We start from the raw sequence: 18,486 nt of genomic DNA, 5'->3' as shown, positions 1-18,486 counted from the left end.
CTTCAGCAACGCCAAGAGCGGCACCGGCAACAGCCTCAACAACATGATCACCGGCGATGGCGGCGCCCAGACCCTCAACGGCAAGGCCGGGAACGACATCCTGACCGGCCGCGGCGGGGCCGATATCTTCGTCATCGCCAAGGGCGAGGGCAGCGACATCATCACCGACTTCGCCTCCGGCGTGGACAAGGTCCGCATGGAGGGGGGCAACCTGCACAGCTTCGCCGAGCTGAAGATGGCAGCCAATCAGGTCGGGTCGGACACCGTCATCGCGCTCGGCGGCGGCGAGACGCTGACCTTGCAGAACGTGGCGCTCACGAACCTCAAGGCCGGCGATTTCGCCCTGCCGGCGGACCCGTCGCATCCGGGCATGACGTTGAGCTTCGCCGACGAGTTCAACACCCTCAGTGCCTCGGCCAATGGTCAAGGCACGGTGTGGAAGAGCGCACTTGGCGTCGGCACCAGCCAGGATCGGACCCTGGGGTCGAACCACGAGGCGCAGTACTACTCGGACAGCTCGGTGGGCACGAACCCGTTCTCGGTCTCGAACGGCGTCCTGAGCATCACGGCGGCTCCGGATCACGACGGCAACCCGCTGGGCCTGGCCTACACCTCGGGCGTGCTCACCACGGCCAAGTCGTTCGCCCAGACCTACGGCTATTTCGAGATGCGCGCCGAGCTGCCGGCGGGCCAGGGCATGTGGCCGGCCTTCTGGCTGCTGAACGCCGACGGGACGTGGCCGGCCGAACTCGACGTTCTGGAGTTCCTGGGCCACGACAAGGACACCGCCTACGCCACGGCGCATTCCTCGATCGGCGGTCATACCCTGACGAGCATGCCGGTGCAGACGGAAGACCTGACGGAGGGCTTCCACACCTTCGGCGTCAACTGGCAGAAGGACACGCTGGAATGGTACATCGACGGTGCGAAGGTGGCCGAGACGGCAACGCCGGCCGACATGCACAAGCCGATGTACATGGTCGTCAATCTGGCGGTGGGTGACACCGGCAGCTGGCCGGGCAAGTACGACGCCTCCATGCCGACCACGCATCTCGACGTCGATTACGTCCGGGTCTGGGCCAACGACGCCATCCACTGAGATCCTCGCGCTCGACGACCCCGATGCGCGAACCGGCGCGGCTCCCGCGCCGGGACCGGTACCGGCGGGCGGTCTCCGTCTGCCGGCGGGATCGGTGCAGCGCTGCGCCCGTGACGCTGGAAACGCAAGACGGCTCCGACGCAGGACGCGCCGGAGCCGGTCAGGTCGCTCTCGCGCGAGAGCAGGGTCAGACGATCAGGATGTGCCCGGCATCGAGGGTCGACAGGCTGAGGTTCAGAAGCTCCATCGTGTCCGAGCCATGCGTGATCACCACGTCGTCGATCGCGCCGTCATGATCGGCATCGACGAGGTGGCTTGCGGATTGGACGGCCGCGACGCTGCTGAAATCCGCCTTGGAGATGCGGAGCAGGTCCTTGTCGGAGCCGGAACCGCCCTGGAAGTCGAGCACCCGGTCGTGGCCCGACCCGAACACGAAGATGTCCGAGCCCGCACCGCCCTTCAGCACATCGTTGCCGGCGCCGCCGTCGAGGGTCTGACGCCCGGCACCGCCCTGGATGACGTTGTCGAGGCTGTTGCCGGTGGCCGTGGTGTTGGCACCGAACGCGAACAGGTTCTCGACATTGGCGGCCAGGGTATGGTTGGCATAGGCGATGACCGTGTCGGTGCCGCCGCCGCTGCTCTCCACCACCTTGTCCTTCGAGACGTAGTAGGTGTCGTCGCCGGCGCCGCCCGTCAGCGTGGAGGTGCCGTTGCCTCGGAGCGCATCGGCGCCCGATGTGCCCGTGAGGGTCTGGTAGCTGCCGCTGGCGACGAAGCCCTTGGTCGCGACAGCGCTCTCGTAGAGGGGCTTATCCTCGGCATTGAGCGCGAACAGGGTGCCGCCGGTCGGGCTCTTGTCCGGAGAGGAGGGGGCGGGCGTCGGGGTGACCGGAGTTGTCGGGGCGGCCGCGGTGCCGTCACCGGAATAGACGTGGATGTAGTCGATCTGCATCTTGGACGGAAACGTCGTCGTGGCGTCCGGATTGCCCGGCCAGGTCCCACCGACCGCGAGATTGGCGACCATGTACATTGGCTTGTGCAGGTCGGCCGGGGTGGCGATCGAGGCGACTTCCAGGCCGTCGAAGTACCAGCGAATGGTGTCCTTCTGCCAGTCGACGCCGTAGGTGTGGAAGCCCTTGGTCATGTCGGCGACGGTCGAGCCGATCGAGGTTTCGACCAGCGATCCCGTCTGCATCGACCGAAGCGTGGTCACCAGCGAGGTCGGCTTGCTTCCGACCACCTCCATGATGTCGAGCTCGGGGGGCCAGGTGCCATCCTGCGGCATCAGCCAGAAGGCCGGCCACAAACCCTGCCCGGCAGGAAGCTGGGCGCGCATCTCGAAATACCCATAGGTTTGGGAAAACGATTGATGCGACTGGATCATGCCGGACGTGTAATTGTAATTATTGATATAGGGCTTGATCGCGGCCGGAGCTTTCGCGGCAGTGATTTCAAGGACGCCGTTGTTGATCGTCCAGGGCTTGACCGAAGCGGTCGGCGTGTAGTTGCTGTTGATGTACCATTCCAGCTCTTTGTTGCCGGCCAGTGTGCTGCCGTTGACGTTGAGCGAAGATCCTGCCTGGGTCGTCTCCCAGGTTCCCGACTTGCCGTTCCACAGGCTCAGGCTGTTGAACTCGTCCGCGAAGGTCAGGGTGCGGCCCGCGGTCGATACCGGAAGCTGGAAATCGTCCGCGGTGAAGTCTGCAATCTTGTGGTTGCGGAAGATGAGCGACTCGCTCCCGCTCAAGGCCAGCTTGACGTCCGATCCGACCTGCGACATGGCCGACTTCACCTGGGCGAAGCTCGTCAGGCTGTAGCCGTCGAGCCGCGCCAGGTCGCCGGCCCCGCTCGTCTGGAAATCGACGATCACATCGCTGCCGTCGCCCTTCGTCACCAGGAAGGTGTCGCGCCCGCCGCCGCCGATCAGGACGTCGTTGCCCAAGCCGCCGTCGATCGTCTGGGCGCTGCTGTCGCCGCGGATGATGTTGGCGAGGCCGTTGCCCTCGACGCGGGCGATGCCGTTGATGTTCAGATTCTCGATGTTGTCGGCCAGGACGTAGTCGCGCCACCAGGTGGTCACGGTGTCGACGCCGCCCCCGGCCGCTTCGATGGGCTTCGTCTTCAGGTCGGGCAGCGCGTAGCTGTCGTCGCCTGCCCCCCCGGCCAGCGATGACACGGTGTTGGCCTTACCGGAAAGCGAGTCGGCGCCGCTGGTGCCGTTGAGGGTCTGACCGCCATAGGAAGTGGTGAACCACTTCGCCGGAGATGTACTGTCTCTCAGTGCAACACCAGATGAATTGAGCCAACTTGCCATACAACCTCACAATAGTGGTGAACGAATACGCAGGTCCAGGTCACGGATACGCGCTCAAAATGGCTAACAAACGATTGATGGTGCGATCAAGGTCGCTGTTCCTAAAAGGGCACACCCCCGCAGGAATCTGAGTGTCGAACAGCGGCTAAGCCTTCGTCGGACGCGAAGGGTCGTGCCGGCTCGGACGGGCGGGTCGCAAGCGCCATCGCGGCGGCCTCCCGCGTCACCCCCAAAGGCGCCCGCACGGCCCGAGCGGTTCCGGCGGCCGCCCGCGATGTCGTCGGCGACGCCGGCCGCCAGCGCGCGGCGCATGCGAAGGCCGATTTGAGGGGGCGGCCCGGCGGGGGAGGGGCCTGCCGGGCCTGCCGGCGATCGCCCGGTGCCGGCGCGGCCGATTCGGCGGCCGGACCTCGGGCCTCGATGCCTGCCCCCGCGGGGCCGGCCCCGGCACTCCGAAGCCCGACGAAGGTCGCCGCTGCGGCCTCCGTCCGGGTTGTACGGCACGTCCGCAGCCGGGGGCGACAGGGGATGTCCGACAATTCCAGGGGCCCGCGCAGGCAAACGGCAGCTTGGGACTTTCGGTTTGGCGTGAACCGTCCTCCCCGAAGGCCGTTTTCACCTCCACAGGAGGGACCGTCATGACCGTCGTCGCGTCGAACAAGATCTGGCTGGAGGGCAGTGCCGCGCGGAGCGAGGGCCAGCCCGTCTCCGCCAACCCGTATCCGGCGGGATCGCAGGAGAGTGCGGACTGGCTGGAAGGGTACACGACCGTCGAGGCCGAGCAGCTCGTGGCCAGTCCCGAGCCTGGCGAGAACATCTAGCCTTCGGCGGATCGGTCGCCGTTGCGGTTCGATCAACGAACGCAACGGCGCCGATGCAACGCGCGATCGCAGAAGGACCGCTCGACCCGAGGGCGGGACCGGTCCGCCTGGGCGATCCCCCGAACCGATGCAGGGCGCCGTCCCGGCTTGCCGCGCACCTGCGATCTGCCTCTGCCCAACCGAAATCTCCCGTCCCGTGCCCGATCACGCGCCGCTGCGCGGCGGCTCGCAGGTCTCACGCTGACCGTCGCGGTCGCGAAATCGGCGGGGCGGAGACCCCTTCCCGCACCGCGCGAAAGTTCCTCCACAGCTCGGAAACATGCTTCGGACCCGTTTGGTCGGACGCGCGTTCGCTGCTCACCAGCGTTTGGACAGAGGAATACCGCCATGACCGACACCAGTCAGATTCAGGAGCACATGCCCGTCGTCGGCTCCGATGGCGGACATGTCGGAACCGTGGATCACCTCGACGGGCAACGCATCAAGCTCACCCGCACCGATCCCGAGGCTCAGGGCCAGCATCACTTCATCCATATCGACTCGATCGCCGCTGTCGAGGGCGGCGAAGTCCGGCTGAATCGCACGACCGCGGAAGCCAAGGATGAGTGGGGCACGGCCGAGTAACACGATCCTGTCCCAGGGTAGGGAGCCGATGGCCCCCTACCCCCATGGGCGACGGACGGCTTATCGCCTGGTCCCGCAAAGTATTTTTGCGAAGTCCGAAAAGTTAATTTTTGGACAGCATTGCTGATTTTGGGCGGCCTGCACTCAGGACATGTCTTTCTTCGGTCATCATTGGCCCCGCGCCCTTGCAAAGCTGCGATATAGTGGTCATCGGACGGCGGGCGGGCATTATGCTGCGTTGCAAAATCAGCAAACCGCAGCGCACAAAAATGTGGTTCAATCTCCTCAACGGCGGCCCCTTGCCAGCCGATCAGGAGATTTCCCATGCGCGTCGCTCGCCTTCTCACCCTGACCGTTCTCGCGTCGGTGTCCTTCGCCGGCGGTGCCGCCCAGGCGGGTGAAGCCCTCTACCTGACGCCTCCGCTGTTTCGCGAGCAGGTGCGTGAAACCCAGCAGGTGCGCAGCGTCAGCGACCTGACCACCACGCCTCAGCCGACCGCTTCGGCCGGGCCTGCGGCGATGCCGCGGAGCGCGCAGGCGGCGGGAGAGGTGGAAACGACCGGCTCTTTCTGAAGAAGACCGACGGCGTCGACCCTGCGGGTCCGCCGCTGACCGCCTCGAACCGGGCTCATCGAGCGATTCCCGCGGGGATCTTCCTCGGTGAGCCGGTTTCGTTTTCGGGCCGGCATCGGTCCGGTTCTGGCAGGTATCCCCGTGAGCCTGTCGCGACGATCCTCGGCCCCAGCGCCACACGCATCCGGGACCGCCTCGTCCCCATCCGTGGCGGTCCACCCGGTCCCGAGTTCGGAATGCCGAGTTCGGAGTGCTAAGTTCGGAATACCAAGGGCCGGAAGGGACCTTTCGGCGTGACGGTTCGGCGTGAACGTGGAATCCCGGACGGGCTGCTTGGCCCGAGGCGCTGGGTTAGGATTAACGATATCTTAAACCCGTCATCGACCTATTCTCAGATCTGTGATGTTCTGAAACGAGCAGACAATCGCGCGCGTGTTGGCGAGGACCCATCGTGATTCCCGACGAAGATCCCCTCTGGTACGATCGCGAGGAATCCGACCCGCCGATGCAAAGATTGGCGATGCTGTGCGGCCTGGTCCTCGTTTCGCTGGCCTGCATCCTGTTTTTTCCGCTTCGCCTGTGGGAGAAACTGAAGAGGGGCGTCGTGGTCGCCTTTCAGGATGTGGAGCCGGTGTCCCGCAGGCCTTGAGCTTCCGGCGACGGGTCGGCGCGGCGCCGTTCGATCCGCCATCCGCGACGTTGCAGGGCTCAGCGTCCCGCCTTCCGTCCTGATCTGCGCCCGCAGGTCCGATCCGAGGGCTCCACGAGGCGGATTCTTGCGCGGGCGCGGAGCGGCCAGGAGGGTAGGATGGTGGATCGCGCATCGGCTTATCCGTCCGCAAGGCAGCCGCCGCGTCGGCTCGCCGCCCATATCGACTCCCTGCGGCAACTCCAGGCCTTCAACGATCGCGGCGGGATCCCGGTCCATTTCGACGTGATGCGCTCGATCGCGCCGGAGATCGAGATCGACGGGCGGGTCGACGCGTGCATGAGCCTGTGGGCGACCCACACGATCAGCGGCTTCGTCACCAAGCCGAAATACGACGCGGCCGTGATGACGTTCCGCTTCGTCACGCGCGGCCACGTCACCTACCGCCACCGCGCCGGCAATTCGATCGGAACACCGACGCACGCGACCCTCGTGGGATTCGAGGATCTGCGGGAAGTTCAGGCCTCGGGCAGCTTCAGCGCCCTCAGCGGGACGATCGCCGTCGAGACCCTGACGGCCGCCGATGCGGCCCTGATGGGTGATTCCCGCGGCCTGTCGTCCCTCGCGCCGGTCGCCGACATCGCGACCCCGGGCATGAGGGCCCTCGCCTGCTCCCTGCGCCAGATCCAGCGTCGGGTCCAGGAGGCCGATCCGGCGTGTGACTACGTCCTGCCCCTGGTTCAGGAAATTCTAAGCTATCAGCTGCTCTCGGCCTGGCCGAAGCGGGTGGAGCCGAAGGTTTGCGACAGGGTCGACGTTCCGTCCCGCAGCCTCCGGATGGCGCTCGACTATATCGAGGCGAACCTGTCCGGCCCCCTCACCTTGGCGGACATTGCGGCCGCCGCCGGGATCAGCGTCCGCGGCCTGCAGACCCGGTTCCGCCGGGACGTGGGACAGACGCCATTTCAATTCCTCATCGATCAGCGCCTGAAGCGGGTCCATCAGGATCTGATCAGCGCGCGCAATGCCGCCCTTCCGGTGGCGGTGATCGCGAAGCGCTGGGGCTTCGCCCACATGAGTGACTTCGGCCAGCGTTACCGGCGGCTCTACGGGTGCACGCCCTCCGAGACCCGTCGCTCGACTGCCTAAAGCACTGACTCAGACGGATGGTTCAGGGGATCGGCTGGCTGCGGCGAGGATGTCGGCGGCAGGTTTTGTCCAGACGAAGGGTTTGGCGCGCCGATTGTGCTCGGCGATGTACGGGAACAAGCGCAGCCCCTCCCGCGTGAAGTGTAAATCCTGAACGCGGATCGCAGCGAGTTCCGAGCGTCGGAGCGCGCCGGCAAGGGGCAGCAGAAACATGGCCTTGTCCCGGCGCTAGGCGAATGAGCCCGTGCAAACGGAAAGAAGCGTCACGACCTCCTCGCGGCCGAGAGCCGCCGCCTTCGCCTGCGGCCGCCCGTGTGTTCGGAACATGCCCCTGAGCGTCGCGCGTACGATCGGGTGCGACGGGCGCCAGTCGTGGCCGGCGATCTTGTGCGCTTGCCCGCTCGCCACCACGCGGCGCTCGATGGTGGCTCTGCTAAACGTGGTGACCTGCGCGGCGAGATAGGCAGCCGAGGTCTGCGGCTCCGCAGGCAGGCTCGCCAAGCGCTTCGTACGGCACCATGCAAGGGAGTGGGATTGCCCCGGTTCAGTGGACGGTTAGGGGACTTAGCTGAGCAGAGTTTTGATGATCGATTCTGACCCGGCCTTCTGCTCGTAGACGACGGGGGAGCGGTAGCCGAGCGCCGAGTGGCGACGCAGCGGGTTGTAGAAGCCCTCGATGTAGCTGAAGACTGCCATGCGGGCCTCCGCCTGCGAGCGGAAGCAGCGTCGGGCGAGCAACTCGCATTCAAGGGTGGAGAAGAAGCTTTCGGCCATGACGTTGTAGTAGGCGTCACCGACCGAGCCCATCGATGGGCGCACGCCCGCCTCCCGGCATCGATTGCCGAAGGCCAGCGACGTATACTGCGATCCCTGGTCGGAGTGATGGATCACGTCACGCGGCTTGCGTTGCGTGACGGCCATCTCCAGGGCGTTCAGCACCAGCTCGGAACGCAGGTGGTTGTTCATCGCCCAACCGACGATCCGCCGGCTGAAGGCATCGAGTACCACGGCGAGGTAGAGGAAGCCGGCTGCAGTTGGCACGTAGGTGATGTCGGCAACCCACAGCCGGTTCGGTGCCTCGGCCACGAAGTTGCGATCGACGAGGTCGGGGGCCGGGCGCGCCTCCTGATCGCGCCGTGTGGTCACGGGACCGCCGCGCCGATGGCTGGCCCCGACGAGGCCGGCCTCGCGCATCAGCCGAGCGATGCGTTTGCGAGAATGCCGCTCGCCCTGCTCGCGTAGGTCGGCGTGGACACGCGGCGCGCCATAGGTCTCGTGTGAGCCGAGGTGGACGGTGCGGATCCGCTTCAGCAGCACGGCGTCCGCCATCGCCCTCGCCGAGGGCTCCCGGCGGGCCCAGGCGTAGTACCCGGCCTTCGACACGCCAAGCACACGGGCCATCACCGTGATCGGAAAGTCGGCCTGATTGGCACTCATGACCCGGAAGACCCCGACGGCAGGACCCCGGTCTCCCGCGCGAACCAGGCCGTCGCGCGAGAGAGGATATTGCTTCGCTGACCTTCGGTTCGCGCTCCAGCTTCAGCTGTCGGTTCTCCCGCCGAAGCCGGACGAGCTCGTCGCGCTCGGTCGTCGTCAGGCCGGGATCGACCATCTGCGGCTTGGCCTCGGATCGGCCTTCGCCGCGGTCAGCCTCCGTGACCCAGTTCTGGATGGTCTGTCGCGATGGCTCGAACTCGCGGGCGAGGTCGGTCGGGTCGCGGCCGGCACGGACCAGATCGACCATCTGCCGGCGGAACTCAGCCGGGTATGCGGGACGGGTCTTGGGCATTGGGCAAACACCTCACGCAAAAACGTTCTGGGTGTCCACCAAACCGGGGCAATCCCACCCAATCCCACGGAAAACCCGGCGCGGTTCAGTGCCGGTTGTTGCCCCAGACCGGACCGTCGCCGACCCGCACCCGGAGGGCGGCGAACCGGGCCGGGAGCTTGCGCTTCGTGCCCTGGCGCCACGTCACACGCCGCCAGGGCAGATCGGACAGCATGGCGTCGGCGTGCCGCGGCTCTTGGTCCGGCACGGGCTTGCGGGCGCACCGCGTCGGCGGCACGAGGCGCATGTCGGCCGCGTAGAACTTCCGGTTCAGGCCGAAAGGCTCTCTCTGCTGAACCCCAAGGATTGCTCGAAGCTAGCTAAAGCCCTATTTTCATAGGGCTTTAGCCAAGATTTCGGTGGTGCCGGTTGCGGGACTTGAACTCGCGACCTACCGCTTACAAGGCGGTTGCTCTACCAGCTGAGCTAAACCGGCGTGCCGCCTTGCGCTAGCAGGGCCGTCAACGGCGCGCAAGTCCGGTGCTGGGGGGGCGGGACGGATCGTCGGTCGGGTGACGGCGAGCGCGTGGCTAGGCGGCGAGATCTCCCAGCCGGCGCGTGTCGGAGAAGGTGCGGCCATCCGGGAAGCGATAGCGAACCGCTTCCGTCAGGCGCCCGTTCGGCCAGATTTCGATCGCCTCCGGGCGGGTGAGGGCATCGGTCTGCTCCAGGGCGTCGGCGGCGGTCATCGGCGCGTCGCGCCCGCCCCCGAGGTGCCGCCACCACTGCACCGCCTTCTCGCGCGGGTAACCGGCCTGGGCGAGACCGATGACGATCTGGTGGTGCCGCCCATCGTGCAAGTGGAAGGTCACGGCGAGGTCGTCGGGGAAGCCGGAGCGCGGACGGGCCGCGAAGCTCCAGTCGGCGATGGGCTCCCAGGTGGCGGAGGTCCGGGCCGGCCCCGGGTTGGAGAGGATTGGGTGTGCATCGTCGGCGGACGCTTCGTGGCTCGGGCCGGCCTCCTCCCCGTCGGGCTCGACCCAGCAGGCCTCGCAGGTGCTGGCATTGAGGGCGATCAGGGCGCCGCAGCCGGGGCAGGCCTTGGCGCGGATCTCGCCCTCGCGGCCCCGGATCGCCGCCGCGCTGCGGGCGGTGACGATGTCGACGGGGCCGTGCATCCGCACCAGCCCGGCATAATCGAGGATGAGCGCGTCGGTCTTGCCGGGCGCGCGCCGCAGGGCCCGGCCCACCTGCTGCACGTAGAGCCCGGTGCTTTGCGTGGGCCGCAACAGCGCGATGAGATCGACCTGGGGTACGTTGAAACCAGTGGCGAGCACGCCCACCGAGGTCAGGCAGCGCACCCGGCCCTCGCGGAAGTCGCGGACGATGCGGTCGCGCATCCGCTTCGGCGTCTCGCCCGAGAGGGTTTCGCAGGAATACCCTTCGTCTCGGATCGCGTCGCGGACGGCCGTGGCGTGGGCGATGCCGGCGCAGAACGCGAGCCAGGCGCGCCGCCCGTGCCCGTAGCCCACCAGTTCCTCCACCGCCGCGCGGGTGATCCAGTCCTGGTTCACCGCCGCCTCGAGGGCACTGGGGATGTAGTCGCCGCCGCGCCGCGGCACGCCACTCACGTCGAGGGCGGTGATGGTGGCCTTGGAGACCAGGGGAGCGAGGTAGCCCTGATGGATGAGGTCGCCGACATTGGCCTCGTAGACGATGTCCTCGAACAGCCGGCCCGCACCCGCGTCGAGACGGCCGCTGTCGAGGCGATAGGGCGTGGCGGTGAGGCCGACGACGCGCAGATGGGGGCGTGCGGTTCGCAGGGCGGCGAGGAAGCGGCCGTAGCGGGTTTCCGCGTCGCGCGGGATGAGATGGGCCTCGTCCACGATGACGAGCTCGAACGGGTCGAGCTCGTGCGGGTCGAGGTCGTGCGTCCGGTTCCAGATCGACTGGATGCCGCAGAACAGGACCTGCGCGCCGGCGTCGCGGCGTCCCAGCCCGGCGGAATAGATGCCCGCGGGGGCCTCGGGCCAGAGCGCGAGGAGTTCGCGGTGGTTCTGCGCGATCAGCTCGCGGGTGTGGGTGACGACGACGATGCGGTGGGCCGGATCGCGATCCAGCACCTCCCGCACCAGGGCCGCGATGACGAGCGACTTGCCGGCCCCGGTGGGCAGGACGATGAGCCCGGCGCCGGCCCGGCGCGTCCAGGCGGCGTACAGGGCATCGAGGCTGGCACGCTGATAGGGTCGAAGGTCCATCGGCGGGGGTTCTAACGCCGGCGGGCGCCGCCGTCCGTGGCCAATCTGCCGCGTCCCGCGTCGGCGCGATGGCGGGTCCGGGAATGTCCCGCCGGCAGGCGCCCGGCCGATCGTCCCGGCGGGCTGCGCCCGCCGGGATATCCGGTCGTTCCGACGACCGCGCTCAGGCTGCCGCGAGAGCCGCCGCCATCTTCTGCGCGAAGGCGACCGGATCGCGCGGCGTGTCGCCGTCCTGGACGCGGGCCAGGTCGAGCAGTGTGCCGGCGGCGTCGGCGATATCCTCCTGCGCCTCGATCCGGGCCCCGAGGGAGCGGATCAGCGGATGGCGCGGATTGATCTCGAGGACCGGCAGGCCGCCGGCGCCCCGCCCGGCGCGACGCAGCAGGCGCTGCATCTGCAGGTCGGGGCCATGACCCGAGGCGGACAGCACCACGGCGCTCTCGACGAGCCGGTCGGTGGCCCTTACGTCCGACACATCCGCCGCCAGCGTGGTCTTCAGGGCGGCGACGAGCGCCTCGACGGAGGCCGGAGCCTCCTCACCCTCGGGGGTCTCGCTGGCGAATTTCGACAGGTCGACCGACCCCTGCGTGACCGAGCGCAGGGGCTTGTCGTCGAAGCGCCCGAGTGCCTCCGGCCAGAACGCGTCGACATGGTCGGAGAGCAGCAGCACCTCGACCCCGCGCGCGCGGAAGCCTTCGAGCTGCGGCGAGCGCCGGAGGGCGTCGGCATCGTCGGCCACGAGGTAGTAGATCGCGTCCTGGCCGTCCTTCATGCGGGAGACGTAGTCGGGCAGGGAGGTCCAGCCCTCGACGGCCGAGGAGTGGAAGCGCAGCAGCGGCGCGATCTCGGACCGGCGCTCGTGATCCTCGTAGATGCCTTCCTTGAGGACCGGGCCGAAATTCTCCCAGAACGGCCGGTAGCCCTCGGCGTCCTTCGCCCGGGTGGTGAGTTCAGACAGCACCCGCCCGGTAACGGCGCGACGGATCTTGGTCAGCACCGGCGTCGCCTGCAGCATCTCGCGCGAGACGTTGAGCGGCAGGTCCTCGGTGTCGACCACGCCCTGCACGAAGCGCAGCCAGGAGGGAAGCAGTTCGGCTTCGTCGGTGATGAACATGCGCCGGACATGCAGGCGCACCTTGCTGGCGCGTTCGCCCTCAACCGCCTGGAACGGCTTCATGCCGGGCACGAACAGCAGGGCGGAGAATTCCAGAGCCCCTTCGGCGCGCCAGTGCAGGGTGGCCCAGGGCTCGTCGAAGTTCATGCCGACATGGCGGTAGAACGCGGTGTACTGCTCGGGCGTCACCTCGGACTTCGCCTTGCGCCACAGAGCCGTGCCCTGGTTGGCGTTCTCCTCCTTGCCGTCCTCGCCCTGGATGGCGATCGGCACGGTGATGTGGTCGGCCCATTTGCGCACGACGTGGTCGAGCCGGTAGCTTTCGAGGTACTCGTCGGCATCGTCCTTGAGGTGCAGGACGATGTCGGTGCCGGGCTCTGCGCGGGTGGCGGGCTCCAGGGTGTAGCTGCCCTGTCCCTCGGAGGCCCAGGTCCAGGCCTCGTCCGAGCCGGCGCGGCGCGAGGTGACGGTGACCCGGTCGGCGACCATGAAGGCCGAGTAGAAGCCGACGCCGAACTGCCCGATCAGACTCGGCTTGTCCTCGGGCTTGGCGTCTCCCAGGCTCTGGCTGAAGGCCCGGGTGCCCGAGCGCGCGATGGTGCCGAGGTTCTGGGCCAGTTCCGCCTTGGTCATGCCGATGCCGGCATCCGAGAGCGTCAGGGTCCGGGCCGCTTTGTCGGGGACGATCCGGACCTTGGCATCGGGCGGCAGGGCGGAGGCCTGGTCGGTCAGCGCCTCGAAGCGGCGCCGGTCCATGGCGTCGGCGGCATTGGCCACCAGCTCGCGCAGGAAGATCTCGCGGTCGGAATAGAGCGCGTGGACCACGAGGTCCAACAGGCGGCCGACTTCGGCACCGAATTCGTGCCGTTCCACGGTGTCGCTCAAGGGAACGCCTCCTGATGGCGAAAAGAATGAGAAGCGAGCGCGATATGCCTCCGCGCCGAGGCGAATTCAATGGCGGCCCAGCTCGAGTCCGCGATCCCGGCGGACGGATGTCTCCGGTGACGATCGGGCCGCCATCGCGGATGCGCTTCGATTCCGCCGTGCTGCAATGCAACCTTCGCGGGTCTGGGGCGTAGCCGTGCCTTCACACCCACCCAGAGCGAGACGGCCCCGATGGAACCGATGAAGCCGATGGCCCCCATGAAGCCCATGGAACCGATGAAGCCGATGAAGGGATCGGATCCCTGGTGGCCGCAGGAGCTGGGCCAGCCCTCCACCAGCGGCGGGCAGAACGACATGCGCTACGCGTTCTTTCCCGACAAGCATCGCCTGCTGATCGAAGCCGACGGCAAGCTCACCACCTATGACAGCGGCGACCACCAGATCAGCGGCGTCTCGCAGTCGAACGGGCGTTCGCCGACCTTCTCGAGCCAGAACGGCGATGTCGCCGTCGACGACCTCAAGGTGGTCGACTGAGCGTCGGGCCGGCGCGGGAGACCGCTCCCGCGCTGCCCGGAGCCGTCCCGCACGATGGCACTTCCGGGATGAAGACCCGTCTCAAGGCAGGAGCCTGTTTCAGGCCACGGCCCGCCCGGTCTCGCCGGTCCCGCGCGACCAGCGCTCGATCGCCTTCGGAACTTCGCTGGCCGGGCTCGGCCGGGCGAAGTAATAGCCCTGGCCCTCGTCGCAGCCCTCGCTCCGCAGGCGCTCGAACTGCGCCTCGGTCTCGATCCCCTCGGCGGTGGTGCGCATGCCGAGGCTGAGGCCGAGGCCGATCACCGCCCGGACGATCAGGCCGGAATCGGTCTTGTTGGTGATGTCGCGCACGAACGACTGGTCGATCTTGATCTTGTCGAACGGGAAGCTGCGCAGGTAGCTCAGGGATGAGTAGCCGGTGCCGAAATCGTCCATGGCGATCCGCACTCCGAGGCGGCGCAGGGCGTAGAGCGTCGCCAGCGTGGCCAGGTTGTCCTTGAGCAGCACCGACTCGGTGATCTCCAGTTCGAGCCGTCCCGGGGGGAGGCGGCTCGCCGACAGGGCCTGGCGCACCGCCTCGACGATGACCTCGTCGCGGAACTGCACCGCCGAGACGTTGACCGCGACCTTGATGCCGTCGGGCCAGCGCATCGCCTCGGTGCAGGCGGTGGTGAGGCACCAGGCTCCCAGCGGTACGATGAGGCCGATCTCCTCGGCGACGGCGATGAAATCCCCGGGGGGCACGAGACCGCGCACCGGATGGCGCCAGCGAACCAGCGCCTCGAAGCCCCCGACGCGGCGGGCACGGAAATCGTAGATCGGCTGGTAGTGCAGCTCGAATTCTTCGCGCGCCAGCGCCTCGCGCAGATCGAGTTCGAGGGCCCGGCGCGCCTGCAGGCTGATATCCATTTCGGCTTCGAAGAAGCGCCAGGTTCCGCGCCCATCCGCCTTGGCGCGGTAGAGGGCGACATCGGCGTTCTTGAGGAGCTTGTCGCAGGTCGTGCCGTCGCCGGGCGCGAAGCAGACGCCGATGCTCACGCCGACGCTGGCACGATGGCCGTCGATCTCATAGGGCGCACTGACCACCTCGACGATCCGGCGGGCCAGCACGGCGGCCTCCTGCGGGCGGCCGGTCTCCGACAGGATGATGGCGAACTCGTCGCCGCCGAGACGCGCCACGGTGTCGACGTCCCGCACGCAGGCCCGGAGCCGATCCGCGACGGCCCGCAAGAGGGCGTCGCCCACCGGATGCCCCAGGGTGTCGTTGACCTCCTTGAAGCGATCGAGGTCGAGGCAGAGCACCGAGAACGGGCTGCCGGCGCCGAGATGCGCCACCGCCTCCTCGATCCGCTCGCCGAACATCGCCCGGTTCGGCAGGCCGGTGAGAACGTCGTGGCGGGCCATGAAGGCGATGCGGGCATCGGCTTCCCGGCGCTCGGTCACGTCCTCGTAGGTCGCCACGAGGCCGCCCCCGCGCACCGCCTTGTGCGAGACGGCGACCACCCGGCCATCGCCGAGATGGAGGAAATCCGCGTCCACGGTGCCGCCGCTCGCGGTTTCGGCCTGCGCGCGGACGAAGGCGTCCGGCGCCGGCTCCGGGTAGTCGCACCGCGCGGCGCTCAAGGACGCGACCTCGTGGTAGGTCAGGCCGAAGGGGAGCTGCGCCGAAGCGAGGCCGAAGATCTCGCAGTGGCGCCGGTTCACGACGGTGAGCCGCCCGGTGGAATCGAACAGGCACAGGCCCTGGGACATGTTGTCGAGGGCGGTGTCGAGCCGCAGGTTGGTGGATTGGAGGGTCGCCTCCTGGATCTTGAGCAGGGTGATGTCGCTGCAGACCGCGATGAACCCGCCGGTGCGGGTGTCGCTCCGGCTGATCCGGAGCCAGCGGCCGTCGGCGAGGCGGAGTTCGCTGCGCTCGTCGGTGGCGGACAGGAGAGCCCGGGCGAGCGTGCCCGAACCGCCGCCATGGCCCTCGGCGAGACGGGCGATCGTGCTGCCCGGTGCCAGAGTACCGGAGGAGAGGCCGAGATAATCCTCCGCCTGGCTGTTGGTCAGGGTGATCCGTCCGGCCTCGTCGACGACGACGATGCCTTCCCGCGAGGTCTCCAGGGCGTCGGCGAGCTGGTCCTCGGCGGAAATCCGCTGCGCGACCTCCTTCTCCATGGCATGGCGGATGTTGTCCCGCATGGTGCCCATGGCGGCCAGCAGGGTTCCGACCTCGTCGCCGCCGCCGGCCGGCATGGTGCCGCTGAGATCGCCGCCCGCGATACGGGTGGCCGCCCGCGAGGCATCGGCGAGCGGGTTCATGATGCGGCGTGCCAGGCAGAACGCCACGGTGCCGGACAAGAGCACGGCGATGAGGGTTCCGAGGAGATTGAACCGGGTCTCCCGAGCCACGATGGCGCGGGCCTGCTGACGATAGATGAAGCCGTCGCCCGCGGTGTAGTTGATGAACAGGTCGAAGTTTTCCTCTGCCACGGCGGCGTGGCGGTCCAGGTCCGCATAGGCCGCTTCGTCCCGGCCGAGATCGGTGATCCTGGCCCGCGCCTCCGTCCAGGCGGCGACCGCCTGCTCGGCCGCCTGCGCCGCTCGCGTCGCCCGCTCGGACTGGGCGCGCTCCACGGCGATCTCGAGGTCCTCGGCGAGCAGGCGCTGCAGACCGACGAGGCGCTCGTCGAGAACCGTGCGGGCCGCCGGATCGGTGACCATCCAGCGCCGCGCTTCGGCCGTCCGCATCCCGGCGAAATCGGTGGCGGCGGCGCGCGCGTAGTTGATCGACATCAGCGAGCGGTCGAAGGTCTGGCTGACGAGTTCGTCGGTCCGGCGGATGCTGGAGGCGGCCGACAATCCGAGCGCTCCGGTGATCGCGCTCATGATCAGGAAAGCGATGACGATCCATCCCCGGATCGTGCCAAGCAACTTGCCGGTTATCGTGCCGAATGCTTCCATCAAACTCCGGCGGCCTCGGAAACGCGACGGCATCGGGGTTTCGGGAAACGTCATCACTGCTGTCCCGTTGCCCCTGCCAAAGAAGAATAATCGAGATATGTTAAAGCGATCTTGCTGCATGCCTTGAGCGTTTCGACCTTAACCGCCCGTTCACTCCGTTATGACAGGGGTCGTGGTGCCGAGTCTTCCCGTCGATTGTCCGGTCCTTCGTTCGATGTCGACGGGCCAAGCGGAAGGCCACGGCATTACGAGCGGATGGAGAACGGATGCGGCGCCTGACCTCATTCTGCGTGGCGTTCGGATTTCTGGGGGCGGCCAGCGCCGGCCTCGCTCTGGCGGCCGTCGGAACTCCGAGCCTGCACGTGTCGCAGAAGGGGCGCGCCTTCCAGCCGAACGCCCTGAATGTGTCGCGGGACGCGCGGGTGGAGATCGTCAATGACGATGGCGACCTCCTCCACCACGTCTACATCGACGCGCCCGACTTCAGCTTCGATTCCGGGGACCTGAAGCCCGGAAGCCGGACCCAGGTGGTCTTCACCGTACCCGGGACCTTCGCGGTTTTGTGCGGCATCCATCCCAAGATGCGCCTGACCGTCCGCGTCGACGGCCACTGAGGTCCCGCGGGAGCCTTCCGCCTCCCGCCGCCGAGGCGGTCTCGGCCGCGAGAGGCTTTCGTTTGTCGTGTCGGGATAACCGGTTTCCGCTGATCCCGGACACCCTCTAAAGCACGGTCGAGCCCTGCAGCAGCGCATGGGCGCCGTAGTAGAGCCCGATGAAGGCCGCGAGGGCCGCCCCGAAGCCCACGGGCGTCAGGGCCAGGCTGCGCAGGCGGTAGGGCGCCGTGGCGTTGTCGGCGGCGATCGCCACCATGGCGACGATGATCGGGGCATGGCCGATCGCGTCGATCTTCCCGAACTCGAAGATCGCCGTGACGAAGGTGGCGGCCAGCAGGATCGCGGCGACCCGGCGGACGAGCGGCGTGCAGACCAGCGCGAAGGCGAGCGCGAACTCCACCGCCCCGGCGGCCTTCATGAAGAACTCGCCCGTGAACCCGAGTGTCATGGCGGGATGTTCGATGAAGAGCGGATAGGACCATTGGGGATAGGCCCATTTCTCGACCGAGGCCCACATCAGGGTCACGGCGGCGGTGTAGCGCACGAGATCGAGCGGCCGGACGTTTCCGGGCAGCGCGCGGCCGAGGCCGGTCAGGGCGCAATAGCCGGCGAGTCCGAGGAAGATGGGATAGTCGGCGAGGTGGAATGCGCCGTACTCGGCCACCGCGGTGGCGAACAGCACGACGATCCCCAGGGCCGTGAGGGGCATCGTCCGGCGCCACAGGAACCCGGTGGCGATGGCGAGCTGGAACCAGGGCAGGGCGGTGTTGGCGGTTTTCAGCTCCGGAGTCAGGATAACGCCGCCCAGCGTCCAGAGCGCGACGAAGAAGGCGCCCAGTACCGCCCGGAACATCAGTTCGGTGTTGGCGCGCGCCCAGGCGGTGGTGCGGTCGAGGGATCGGATCAGTGCTGCCCCCAGCACCGTTCCCTCGAGGAGACCCCCCACCAGCAGGGCGAGGACCGAGAGGCCGACCAGCTTCTCGAAATCCGCGCACAGGACTTCGTCGAGGCCGCGCGGGGCGCCGACGAGATCGTAGGCACAGAACCATTTGACGTGCGCCATCGCGGCATTCGTGCCGGCGAGGGTGAGGAGCGTCGTCGTCATCATGACTGCGCCACGCGGCAGCCAGCGTCT

The 18,486-nt window shown here is 67.9% G+C and carries 15 protein-coding genes, 1 tRNA gene and 2 pseudogenes; 8 read left to right on the top strand and 10 right to left on the bottom strand.

Annotation, left to right across the window (positions count from 1 at the left end):
* On the top strand, positions 1-1,099 hold a 1,099-nt coding region (locus ASF60_RS06110; RefSeq protein ID WP_056181929.1), incomplete at its 5' end, for a family 16 glycosylhydrolase.
* Between the two features lie 187 nt (positions 1,100-1,286).
* On the opposite strand, the gene ASF60_RS06105 is transcribed toward ASF60_RS06110, so the two are convergent.
* Positions 1,287-3,413 (bottom strand): family 16 glycosylhydrolase, encoded by a 2,127-nt coding sequence (locus ASF60_RS06105; protein ID WP_082507779.1) that lies wholly within the window; start codon positions 3,411-3,413, stop codon positions 1,287-1,289.
* Between the two features lie 638 nt (positions 3,414-4,051).
* On the opposite strand from ASF60_RS06105, the gene ASF60_RS06100 reads away from it, so the two are divergent.
* The 5 genes from ASF60_RS06100 to ASF60_RS06080 all read left to right on the top strand — a co-directional run bounded on the left by ASF60_RS06100 (position 4,052) and on the right by ASF60_RS06080 (position 7,229).
* Positions 4,052-4,234, top strand: coding sequence for a hypothetical protein (locus tag ASF60_RS06100; RefSeq protein ID WP_056181925.1), 183 nt, complete (start codon positions 4,052-4,054; stop codon positions 4,232-4,234).
* A gap of 387 nt (positions 4,235-4,621) precedes the next feature.
* Entirely contained in the window at positions 4,622-4,858 is a 237-nt protein-coding gene (locus ASF60_RS06095) for a DUF2171 domain-containing protein (protein WP_056181921.1), read from the top strand.
* A gap of 324 nt (positions 4,859-5,182) precedes the next feature.
* Positions 5,183-5,431 carry a hypothetical protein gene (locus ASF60_RS06090; RefSeq protein ID WP_056181919.1) on the top strand — a complete coding sequence of 83 codons (249 nt, stop codon included), beginning with the start codon at positions 5,183-5,185 and terminating at the stop codon, positions 5,429-5,431.
* A 451-nt stretch (positions 5,432-5,882) separates the two neighbouring features.
* The gene (locus ASF60_RS06085; protein WP_056181916.1) at positions 5,883-6,080 is read left to right on the top strand and encodes a hypothetical protein; all 198 of its coding nucleotides are present in this window, start codon (positions 5,883-5,885) and stop codon (positions 6,078-6,080) included.
* Between the two features lie 159 nt (positions 6,081-6,239).
* Positions 6,240-7,229, top strand: a complete 990-nt coding sequence (locus ASF60_RS06080) for an AraC family transcriptional regulator (RefSeq protein ID WP_056181913.1) — start codon at positions 6,240-6,242, stop codon at positions 7,227-7,229.
* A gap of 9 nt (positions 7,230-7,238) precedes the next feature.
* Here the strand turns inward: ASF60_RS06080 and ASF60_RS06075 are convergent, their stop codons facing one another.
* From ASF60_RS06075 to htpG, 7 genes and pseudogenes are all read right to left on the bottom strand, one after another.
* A complete protein-coding gene (locus ASF60_RS06075) occupies positions 7,239-7,442 on the bottom strand; it encodes a hypothetical protein (RefSeq protein WP_056181910.1) in 204 nt (67 codons plus the stop codon).
* Positions 7,443-7,457: 15 nt separating this feature from the next.
* Complete coding sequence (locus ASF60_RS06070) at positions 7,458-7,730, bottom strand: hypothetical protein (protein WP_056181907.1); 273 nt, start codon at positions 7,728-7,730, stop codon at positions 7,458-7,460.
* A gap of 63 nt (positions 7,731-7,793) precedes the next feature.
* Positions 7,794-9,018: pseudogene (locus ASF60_RS06065) on the bottom strand (IS3 family transposase).
* Positions 9,019-9,106: 88 nt separating this feature from the next.
* Positions 9,107-9,328, bottom strand: a pseudogene (locus ASF60_RS06060) (IS701 family transposase); the annotation flags it as partial.
* Positions 9,329-9,417: 89 nt separating this feature from the next.
* Positions 9,418-9,493, bottom strand: a tRNA-Thr gene (locus ASF60_RS06055).
* Between the two features lie 94 nt (positions 9,494-9,587).
* Entirely contained in the window at positions 9,588-11,255 is a 1,668-nt protein-coding gene (locus ASF60_RS06050) for a DEAD/DEAH box helicase (protein WP_056181898.1), read from the bottom strand.
* Positions 11,256-11,418: 163 nt separating this feature from the next.
* The gene (gene htpG, locus ASF60_RS06045; RefSeq protein ID WP_056181895.1) at positions 11,419-13,254 is read right to left on the bottom strand and encodes a molecular chaperone HtpG; all 1,836 of its coding nucleotides are present in this window, start codon (positions 13,252-13,254) and stop codon (positions 11,419-11,421) included.
* A gap of 258 nt (positions 13,255-13,512) precedes the next feature.
* Here htpG and ASF60_RS06040 point away from each other — a divergent pair, with 258 nt between their 5' ends.
* Positions 13,513-13,788, top strand: a complete 276-nt coding sequence (locus ASF60_RS06040; protein WP_338011494.1) for a hypothetical protein — start codon at positions 13,513-13,515, stop codon at positions 13,786-13,788.
* A gap of 99 nt (positions 13,789-13,887) precedes the next feature.
* Here ASF60_RS06040 and ASF60_RS06035 read toward each other — a convergent pair whose 3' ends face one another.
* Complete coding sequence (locus ASF60_RS06035) at positions 13,888-16,737, bottom strand: EAL domain-containing protein (protein ID WP_156633891.1); 2,850 nt, start codon at positions 16,735-16,737, stop codon at positions 13,888-13,890.
* Positions 16,738-17,003: 266 nt separating this feature from the next.
* On the opposite strand from ASF60_RS06035, the gene ASF60_RS06030 reads away from it, so the two are divergent.
* Positions 17,004-17,351, top strand: coding sequence for a cupredoxin domain-containing protein (locus ASF60_RS06030; protein WP_056181885.1), 348 nt, complete (start codon positions 17,004-17,006; stop codon positions 17,349-17,351).
* A gap of 106 nt (positions 17,352-17,457) precedes the next feature.
* Here ASF60_RS06030 and ASF60_RS06025 read toward each other — a convergent pair whose 3' ends face one another.
* Positions 17,458-18,459 carry a hypothetical protein gene (locus ASF60_RS06025; protein WP_056181881.1) on the bottom strand — a complete coding sequence of 334 codons (1,002 nt, stop codon included), beginning with the start codon at positions 18,457-18,459 and terminating at the stop codon, positions 17,458-17,460.
* Between the last annotated feature and the right edge of the window lie 27 nt (positions 18,460-18,486).

It is taken from the genome of Methylobacterium sp. Leaf113, assembly GCF_001423325.1.
GTDB lineage: Bacteria > Pseudomonadota > Alphaproteobacteria > Rhizobiales > Beijerinckiaceae > Methylobacterium.
Note: the sequence above shows the minus strand (reverse complement) of the source record. Positions and strands in the feature narration are given on the sequence as shown.

What these genes read in the sequence shown, in the direction of transcription:
- ASF60_RS06050 (WP_056181898.1), bottom strand. Translation starts at nt 11,255, where the DNA reads ATGGACCTTCGACCCTATCAGCGTGCCAGCCTCGATGCCCTGTACGCC.
- ASF60_RS06090 (WP_056181919.1), top strand. Translation starts at nt 5,183, where the DNA reads ATGCGCGTCGCTCGCCTTCTCACCCTGACCGTTCTCGCGTCGGTGTCC.
- ASF60_RS06100 (WP_056181925.1), top strand. Translation starts at nt 4,052, where the DNA reads ATGACCGTCGTCGCGTCGAACAAGATCTGGCTGGAGGGCAGTGCCGCG.
- ASF60_RS06080 (WP_056181913.1), top strand. Translation starts at nt 6,240, where the DNA reads ATGGTGGATCGCGCATCGGCTTATCCGTCCGCAAGGCAGCCGCCGCGT.
- ASF60_RS06030 (WP_056181885.1), top strand. Translation starts at nt 17,004, where the DNA reads ATGCGGCGCCTGACCTCATTCTGCGTGGCGTTCGGATTTCTGGGGGCG.
- ASF60_RS06035 (WP_156633891.1), bottom strand. Translation starts at nt 16,737, where the DNA reads ATGGAAGCATTCGGCACGATAACCGGCAAGTTGCTTGGCACGATCCGG.
- ASF60_RS06040 (WP_338011494.1), top strand. Translation starts at nt 13,513, where the DNA reads ATGAAGCCCATGGAACCGATGAAGCCGATGAAGGGATCGGATCCCTGG.
- ASF60_RS06105 (WP_082507779.1), bottom strand. Translation starts at nt 3,413, where the DNA reads ATGGCAAGTTGGCTCAATTCATCTGGTGTTGCACTGAGAGACAGTACA.
- ASF60_RS06075 (WP_056181910.1), bottom strand. Translation starts at nt 7,442, where the DNA reads ATGTTTCTGCTGCCCCTTGCCGGCGCGCTCCGACGCTCGGAACTCGCT.
- ASF60_RS06095 (WP_056181921.1), top strand. Translation starts at nt 4,622, where the DNA reads ATGACCGACACCAGTCAGATTCAGGAGCACATGCCCGTCGTCGGCTCC.
- ASF60_RS06025 (WP_056181881.1), bottom strand. Translation starts at nt 18,459, where the DNA reads ATGATGACGACGACGCTCCTCACCCTCGCCGGCACGAATGCCGCGATG.